Annotated in this window: 7 protein-coding genes and 1 pseudogene; all 8 read right to left on the minus strand. The window is 67.3% G+C overall.

Annotated elements, in window-relative coordinates:
* Window positions 1–734: pseudogene (locus tag B2W70_RS09895) on the minus strand (hypothetical protein); the annotation flags it as partial.
* Window positions 735–757: 23 nt separating this feature from the next.
* Window positions 758–1,645, minus strand: a complete 888-nt coding sequence (locus tag B2W70_RS09900) for a type II secretion system protein (protein WP_286745298.1) — start codon at window positions 1,643–1,645, stop codon at window positions 758–760.
* Window positions 1,642–2,124, minus strand: coding sequence for a hypothetical protein (locus B2W70_RS09905; RefSeq protein WP_286745301.1), 483 nt, complete (start codon window positions 2,122–2,124; stop codon window positions 1,642–1,644). The genes B2W70_RS09900 and B2W70_RS09905 overlap by 4 nt, the downstream gene beginning before the upstream one ends.
* A gap of 16 nt (window positions 2,125–2,140) precedes the next feature.
* A complete protein-coding gene (locus B2W70_RS09910) occupies window positions 2,141–2,746 on the minus strand; it encodes a hypothetical protein (protein ID WP_286745303.1) in 606 nt (201 codons plus the stop codon).
* Window positions 2,743–4,191, minus strand: a complete 1,449-nt coding sequence (locus tag B2W70_RS09915; protein WP_286745304.1) for a hypothetical protein — start codon at window positions 4,189–4,191, stop codon at window positions 2,743–2,745. The genes B2W70_RS09910 and B2W70_RS09915 overlap by 4 nt, the downstream gene beginning before the upstream one ends.
* Window positions 4,188–5,387 (minus strand): type II secretion system F family protein, encoded by a 1,200-nt coding sequence (locus B2W70_RS09920; RefSeq protein WP_286745307.1) that lies wholly within the window; start codon window positions 5,385–5,387, stop codon window positions 4,188–4,190. The genes B2W70_RS09915 and B2W70_RS09920 overlap by 4 nt, the downstream gene beginning before the upstream one ends.
* Window positions 5,388–5,405: 18 nt before the next feature.
* Window positions 5,406–7,136, minus strand: a complete 1,731-nt coding sequence (locus B2W70_RS09925; RefSeq protein ID WP_286745310.1) for a GspE/PulE family protein — start codon at window positions 7,134–7,136, stop codon at window positions 5,406–5,408.
* Window positions 7,133–7,739 (minus strand): tetratricopeptide repeat protein (locus B2W70_RS09930; protein ID WP_286745328.1); only part of this gene is annotated, 607 nt, incomplete at its 5' end. The genes B2W70_RS09930 and B2W70_RS09925, both read right to left, overlap by 4 nt.

Here is a 7,739-nt window from a genome sequence, read left to right on the forward strand (position 1 = left end):
GTGGCGGCCGGCGGCGTGGACGGGGCTTGCGTGTTGGCCAGCTCGTCGGCGCTGGCGGGCAAGGTCATGCGCGCCCCCCCCGTCAACCAGGCACCCTGGCCGCTGGCACCGTGGCTGATCAGCACCCAGGCCATCTGGTTCTGGTTGGCACCCGAGACACGCACCGTCAGGCCAGGCCGCAAGGTGGGGTCGAGGTAGGTGTTCGGGCCTGGCCCGGGCATCACGTCGTGGGCCGCGGTGCACTGAAAGCCCGGGCCAGTGGGGGCGGTCGGGGCAGCTTCCACGGTGTCGCAGTCGCTCATGCTGGCGCCTTGGGCAATGGTCACGCCGGCAGCCCCGTCTGGAACGCGATAGGAGATCTTGCGCCCCCAGGCATCAAGGCTGTCTTCCCGGCTCAGGCCGAGCGTGGCCCAGGGCACGATGCCATTGCGCGAGGTGCACAGCGTCGTGGCGGCGTTGGGCGCGGCCAGGCCGGTGTCGAGCGCGCCATTGGCCGGGCACGGCAGGCGTCCATGGCTGGCGGCAAAGGCGTGCAGGGCCAACTGGATGCGCTGCATGTGGGCCTGGGTCTGGGTGAAGCGCTGGGTTTGCTCATCGACCCTGCTCGCCATGCGGATGGCCAGCGTGGCGGCGGCAGCCACCAGCAACGCGGCGACCATGGCCAGCATGGCGCCCCCCCTGAGCGAGCGACGGCGCACTGGGCAGGCTGTGGATGGGCTGCGGGTGGCGGTCATGGTCGCTGGCTGTTGACAGCTGATCAAGGCGCCGGGCGCGGGCCCAGGTTGGCCCCTTGCACCGTGGACATCACCGCGGGCCGCAGCACGATGTCGTCGAAATAGGCAGCGGGGTTCTCGGCGTAGTTGGCGTCGATGTAGAAGTCGTTGGGGGTGGTGGTGCGGGGTGCCTGGGCATTGAAGTTGATGTTCTCCAGCGCCCCCGGACCGGGGCCGTTGGCCGTGGCCAGGTACAGCCCCTCGGCGGAGAAGCCGCCAACGCGGTTGGCCCCGTGGCTGATGAGCACAAAGGCGGCCCCCGTCATGCCGGTGCGCGAAGACAGCTCAGCCGCGGCACCGACGGCGCAAGGGTTGGCATTGCAGGCCCGAAAGCCACGCGCCTGCAGAAAAGCCTGGATCTGGGCGTTCTGGGTGGCGGGGTCGAGGTTGGACATGTTCAGCCCGTCAGGCTGCGTCAGGGAAGACGCGGCCACGGCGGCACCGGCCCAGACCCGGTAGCTGACCAGGGTGTTCCAGGCATCGGTCACGTCACCCTGAGCCAGGCCGAGCGTGCGCCAGGGCACCACGCCATTGGTCAGCGCGACGGCCGTGCAGGCGGCGGTGCCCGGGTGAGGCTGCTCCAGCCCTTGCTCGGGGTTGCCTGCGGCCAGCGCGCCGTTGGCCGGACAGGGCAGGCGCCTGTTCACCACCGCGAAGCGGACCAGGGACTGCTCAAGCGCCTCGAGCTTGGCGCGGGTTTCCTTGCGCCGGCTGTTGTCGAGCATGGTGTTGGTGGCCGGCAGGAAGACCGAGGCCAGCAAGCCCACGATGAGGAGCACCACCGCCATTTCGACCAGAGAGAAGCCGCGCGCCAGGCGTGGCGCCCACGCCGGCCGGGCCTGCAAGAGGGAGGGGCATGCGGTGCGGTTCATGGTTTGACCTTGCGAAAAGTGCCGGCGGGGACGACGTCTTGCAGCAACTCACCGGTTTCAGCGGCTTGCTGGCCCGGTCGCAGCACGATGTCTGGCTCGCCCGCCAGCCGCAAGCGCACGATGCCCTGGCCGATGAACACGGTGCGCCCGCTTGCGTGGCTCTCGCCCTGACGCAGCACCTGGCCATTGATCCAGGCCGAAGCGCCCTTGCGCCCGTGGGCCAGCCCTTCCAGCCTGTAGACCAGGGGGAGCGCTGCGGCAGCAGGGGTGGCGCCGCCTTCTTCGGCGCGCCGGCGGAGTTCGATGTCCGCGCGTTCCTCGGCTTGATAAAAGATGCGTGGCCATGAGGCTGCCGCGCCCGGCTCGTTCAAGGCGGGCACAGCGGGCACGGATGCGGCGCGGCCTTGCCCCAGCGCCATGCAACAAACCAGGGCCGCGATCAGGCGCGCATGGATGGAGTTTGTGAAGACATGTGGCATGGCAAACCTGTGCGCCCTATTCGGAGGCATTGTTGTCGGTTGCGGGGGTGGGGTCAATGTGCAGGAAATTGATGCGGCACTGCACGCTGAGGCCCGCAGGGGTGGGCTGCGCAAACAGGCAGGAGGCCATGCGCGTCACCTCGGCATGGCGGGCCTGCAGTTGCTGGATCAGCCGCAAGGCTTCGACTTCATGGACCTGCGTCATCTGCAGTTCAAGCACATGGCGCTGCACGCGGGACTGGGCCAGTTCGGATTGCGGCAGCTCAACGGACTCAGGGGCCGCCAGCGAGAAGCTGACCTGGTCTTGCAGGCCCTGCTGCCTGGCGGTGTGCAGCAGGTCTTCCACCCAGGCGGCACGAGGCTCTCCCCCCAACAGGCCAGCCGCGACGAGTTGATGGAAGCGAGGCAGGTGGGTCTGCACATCGGCCTGCTCCTGGCGGGCCTCGTCGAGTTGTGCCTGCGCCGCCTGCAAGGTTGAGTCGGCCTGCCGCCAGTCGGGCGACATGAAGCTTTGCACGCCCCACAGGATGGCCGACATCAGCATCAGAGCAGCCGCCACCTGCACCAGCAGCATCAGGGCGGGCCTGACAAGCGGTCGAACCACGGACCAGCGCTGATTCATGGCGTCACCTCCGGCAGGTTGGTGCGCGGCACCAGGCACCAGCGCCACTCTGTCGTGGCGCGATCAATGGGCGAGCCTTTGCCTCCCGTCAGGGCGGAGGCACTTTCCTGGCGCTCGGGGTTGGTCTTGACCAGCCATTGAGGCCATGCGGCGACGGTCTTGACCAAGCCTTCCAGCAAAGCCTGGCGCTGGCGCGGTGACAGGTCTGCACCGGGGCGCACATCGAACTGCCATTCGACCTGCAGCCCGCTCGATTCAGTGCCCGCTGCGGCCGCTTCCGCTGAGGCGTGCAAATCTGAGCAGGCCTGCTCACGCAGCGCTTGCTCAGAGCGCACCAGCTGCGCCTGAGGGTTGCCTGTCATGAGTTGCCCCAGTTGCCACAGCTGCTGTACTGGATCGATGCCGGACTGCAGCTCCTGCTGTTGCACCTGCAGGGCCAGCCGCAGCAGGGGCACGTTGATGTTGCGCCGAGCCAGGTCATCGCGGATGGCCTGGGCGGCCTGCGTCATCTCGGCGGCCTGCTGCTGGTGCTGGCGGCTTTCCTCGGTGCCGGCCTGCAAGGCCCGGCCCTGCATCAACAGGCCAGCGCCCCCCGCCAGCACCACCACGCCGGTGAGCAGACGCAAGCCCTGGCGGGTGCGTTGCGCCAGGTGATGGCGACGCAGCTCAAGGTTGGCGAGGTTGCCGGGGGCCCGCGAACCAGCCAGCGTCAACACCTCGGTCAGCATGCCCCCCGCGTGACGGGGGACGGCCTCGGGCAACAGTTTGAGCCCCTGGCTCTGCAAGCCCTGAAGGAACTCGGGCACCGGGTCCATCGCCACGATGGCGGGCCGCACATCGCGCTCAAGGACGCGGTTGTCCGCCAGGTACTTCAGGGTCTGGCCCACCTCCTGCGCCTGCGCACCAGGGTCGGCACTGAGCAGCAACCGGGAAAACACGGGCACCTGCTTGTGCAGCAGCACCATGCGCATGCCATACGACAACCCCAGGCACAGCATCACCCACGGCTGGCCTGACAGCGAGGCCTGCCGCGTTGCCCAGTGCGCCATGAGGTAGCTCAGCGACCAGACGCCGTCAATCGGGTGGCCGGCGCGGGTCAGTTCATCGAGCTGTGCGATCAGGGCCGGCGAGGACACGCCCATGGCATGCAGCTCGAAGGGCTTGGGCAACAGGGGTTGGGCCGACGCCTTCTGCCAGGCGCCGCGCAAGGCCACGTCAGGCAGCATGGCCTGGTACCGCCCCTCGATGAAGCTCTGGCGGTCGCGCCCGACGATGCCGGGCACGCTGATGCAGATGTGGCTTTCCTCGACCAGGTCGGCCACCACGCTCACCCTTGAAGGCGGTGAGTCGGGCGGGTCCATGGCTTCGCCCCGACCAGAAAACCACTGAGTCTGCCGTGGGTTGACCAGCAGCAAGCTGGAACTTGAAAAGGTTAGCGCAGTCATGCCCTGATTCTGGAAATGGTGTCGTAGATGGGGCCCAGAACGGCCAGCATGATCCAGCCCAGGATCAGGCCCAGCACAACGGTGAGCACGGGTTCGATCAGCGCTTGCACGCGCTCGATGGATTCCTCGATGTCGCGCGTGAAAAAGTAGCTCACGTTGGCCAGGGCTTCGTCGAGCCCGCCCGTGGACTCGCCCACGCGCAACATGCGCACGACCAGGGTGGGGAACAGGCTCTCGGCGCCGAAGGCATCGCTGATGGAGGTGCCATTGGCGATGCGCTCACGGGTGCGGACCAGGGCCTGCTGCACGGGCAGGTTGGTGGTGATGCGCTCACAGTAGCTCAAGGCCTCGATCACCGGGATGCCGGTGCGGTACATGAGCGCGAAGCTGTCCGTGATGCGGGCCAGGATGATCTTTTTGATGACGGGGCCCAGCACCGGGATGCGCAGCATGATTTCATGCAGCTTGAAGCGAAATTGCTCGTTCGCGCGCGCGGCCGCCCCCACCCCCAAGACCACCGCGACCGGGGTCGGCAGGATGAGCCACCAGTAGTTGACGAAGGCGCCCGACAACCAGATCAGCAGCCTGGTTTGAAAGGGGATGTCTTGCCCCATGTTGCGGATGAAGCTCACCAGCTGCGGCACCAGGTAGACCATCAGGAACACCACCACGCCGGTGATGGTGATGGTCACGAACGCCGGGTACATCAGCAGCTTCTTGGTCTGCGAGGCCAGCTCGGACTGCCACTTCAGCGAACGCACCAGCTCACCCAGCACCTCGGACAGTTGCCCTGTGACCTCACCCGAGCGCACCAGGTGCACCATGACCTCGCTGAAAACGCCGGGGTCGGCAGCCATCGCATCGGCCAGCGTGCTGCCGTTCTGGATGCGGTCGATCAGGCTGGCAGCCACCTGGCGCAGTTCCTGGTTGTCGGCGCCATCGCGCAGGTCTTGCAGGGCCGCGATCAGGGGCACGCCAGCGCGCAGCAGCATCTGCATGTGAAACAGCAGGTTGATGAGTTCGCGCGCGGGCAGGCGGGCCTGCCGGATGCCGCCACTGCGTGCAACGGTGAAGCGGATCAGGGACAGGCTCGATGCCGTCAACTGCGCACGCAGATCGGCCTCGTGCAGGGCGGAGACCTCGCCCTTGATGATGTTTCCACCTTCGTTGATGGCGCGGTAACGGTAACGCGGCATGGTGCAGGCAGCCCTTTTCTACAGGCGGGTGGTCAGGTCCACCACGCGACCCACTTCTTCCACGGTGGTGACGCCTTCGAGCACCCGGCGCAGGCCATCGTCGGCCATGGGCACGAACCCGTGCGCCAGCGCGTGGGCGGTCAATTCGGCCAGGCTGGCGTTGCGGGTGATGAGCTCGTCGAGGTTGGCATCCATGCGCAGCATTTCCATGATGGCCAGGCGCCCCTTGTAGCTGCGAAAGCCGCAGGCCTCGCACCCGCCCTGGTGGGCGCGGTACAGCGTGCGCCCGATGGCATGCGGGCCAATCAGGGTGGCCTCCACGCTGTCTTCGGTGACCACGACGGCCTCGCGGCAGTGCGGGCACAGGCGCCGAACCAAGCGCTGCGCGACGATGCCGATGATGTTGCCCGCCATCACCTCGGTCGAAACGCCCAGGTCCTTGATGCGCTGGAAGCTGCGCAAGGCCGAGTTGGTGTGCAGGGTCGAGAAGACCTGGTGACCCGTCATGGCGGCACGGAAGGCCATCTCGGCCGTGTCCTGGTCACGCACCTCACCCACGAGGATGATGTCCGGGTCCTGGCGCATCATCGAGCGCACGCCATCCGAGAAGTTGATCTTGCTGCCGTCCGAGATGGAGGTCTGCCGGATCCGCGTGATGGGGTACTCGACCGGGTCTTCCAGCGTCATGATGTTGACGCTTTCGTCGTTCATGTGGCTGAGCACCGAGTACAACGTGGTGGTCTTGCCCGAGCCGGTCGGCCCGGTCACCAGGATGATGCCCTCGGGCCTCGCCAGCATGAGGTTGAGCAGGTGGTACTGGTCGTCGGTCAGGCCGAGCTTGTCGTAGTCCACGATGCCCCGCTTGGCATCGAGCACGCGCAGCACGAAGTTCTCGCCGTGGATGGTGGGCTGCACGGCAGCGCGGAAGTCGACGCCACGCCCCGCGATCGAAAGCGACACGCGACCATCTTGAGGCGCCCGACTCTCTGCGATGTTCATGCCCGCGATCAGCTTCAGGCGCACGAGCATGGCGCTCCAGTAGCGCCCGTGCAGCACACGCACCTGGCGCAGCACCCCGTCGATGCGGTAGCGGATGCGCAGGAACTGGCCTTCGGGTTCGAAGTGGATGTCGGAGGCGAGCTTGTGCACGCCATCCGATAGCAGCGCGTCCACCAGGCGCACCACTGGGTGGCTGTAGCCGCCCTGCCCTTGCGCCAGCGAGGCCATGTCCAGTTGACCGGTCTCGATCTCCTGGATGATGCCGTCGATGGACAGCTCATAGCCATAGAACTGGTCGATGGCCGCCAGCACCTCTGCCGTGCTGGCCAGGCGCCACTCGATGGACACGCTCAGCCCGACCTGGGCGCGGATCTGGTCGGCCGCGATGATGTCGTTGGGCTTGGGGCTGGCCAGCACGAGTTGTTGCGTCTCGGGCTGGTAGGACACCGGGAAGGCCTGAAAGCGCAAGGCCATCGCCTTGGGCAGGCGCGCCAGGGCTTCGGAGTCGGCCAGCACCGATTGCAGCTGGATGGTCTGTTGCCCCAGGGTCTGACCCAGGGCTTCGCGCATGGCCTCTTCGGTGACGAAGCCCAGGGCGATCAGCGCATCACCCAGCTGTTTGCCGGTTTTCTTTTGCTCCAGCAAGCCGATCTGGATCTGGTCGGATGAGACCAGCCCCATCTGCAGCAGGCGGTCACCGAGCCGGACCGGCGGCTTGCCCGAGGGAGCGGCGGAGGGGGCGGTGTTCATCGGGCGCGCCCTTCCTGCAATTCGGTGATGCGCTGCTCCACGGCCTGAGGCGACACGCCTGCCGCACCCATTTGCAGGGCATGGCGGTACATCTGCAAGGCATCGTCGTAGCGGTGCAGCTGATCGAGGGCGACGGCCAGGTTGAACGCGTGGGGTGCGCTGTCCGGCGCGAGCGCCTGGGCCAGCGACAAGGGCCCCAGGGCCTGAGCCCAGCGCTCTTGCCGGCCCAGCAGGCTGCCAAGCGCGGCCTGGGCGTCTGCGTCACGGGGACGGGACTGCACCCATTCCTGCAGGCGGCTTTCCGCTGTGTCCAGATCGGACTCGGACAGGATCGCCAGCATGCCGGCGCGAGCGGTTTCGTTGTCAGGCCACACCTGCAGGCTGTGCTGGTAGGCAAGCCAGGCGGCTTCGAGCTGCTGCTGGCGGTGCAGGGACACGGCCAGGCCCAGCGTGGCGTCGGGGTCACCCGGTCGGCTCACGAGCACCTGCTCATACAGCGTTTGCGCACGGGCGGCATCGCCCTGTCGCAAAGCCGACCACGCACCTTGCAGTTGCGATTGGGCCTGTGAGCGCACCAACTGTGCGGGGCGGGTGGCGGCTTCG

Source organism: Aquabacterium sp. UBA2148, assembly GCF_002328915.1.
Classification (GTDB): domain Bacteria; phylum Pseudomonadota; class Gammaproteobacteria; order Burkholderiales; family Burkholderiaceae_C; genus Aquabacterium; species Aquabacterium parvum.

Bases quoted from the DNA above. Each gene is read 5' to 3' on its own strand.
- B2W70_RS09900 (WP_286745298.1), bottom strand. From the start codon at position 1,645: ATGAACCGCACCGCATGCCCCTCCCTCTTGCAGGCCCGGCCGGCGTGG.
- B2W70_RS09905 (WP_286745301.1), bottom strand. From the start codon at position 2,124: ATGCCACATGTCTTCACAAACTCCATCCATGCGCGCCTGATCGCGGCC.
- B2W70_RS09910 (WP_286745303.1), bottom strand. From the start codon at position 2,746: ATGAATCAGCGCTGGTCCGTGGTTCGACCGCTTGTCAGGCCCGCCCTG.
- B2W70_RS09915 (WP_286745304.1), bottom strand. From the start codon at position 4,191: ATGACTGCGCTAACCTTTTCAAGTTCCAGCTTGCTGCTGGTCAACCCA.
- B2W70_RS09920 (WP_286745307.1), bottom strand. From the start codon at position 5,387: ATGCCGCGTTACCGTTACCGCGCCATCAACGAAGGTGGAAACATCATC.
- B2W70_RS09925 (WP_286745310.1), bottom strand. From the start codon at position 7,136: ATGAACACCGCCCCCTCCGCCGCTCCCTCGGGCAAGCCGCCGGTCCGG.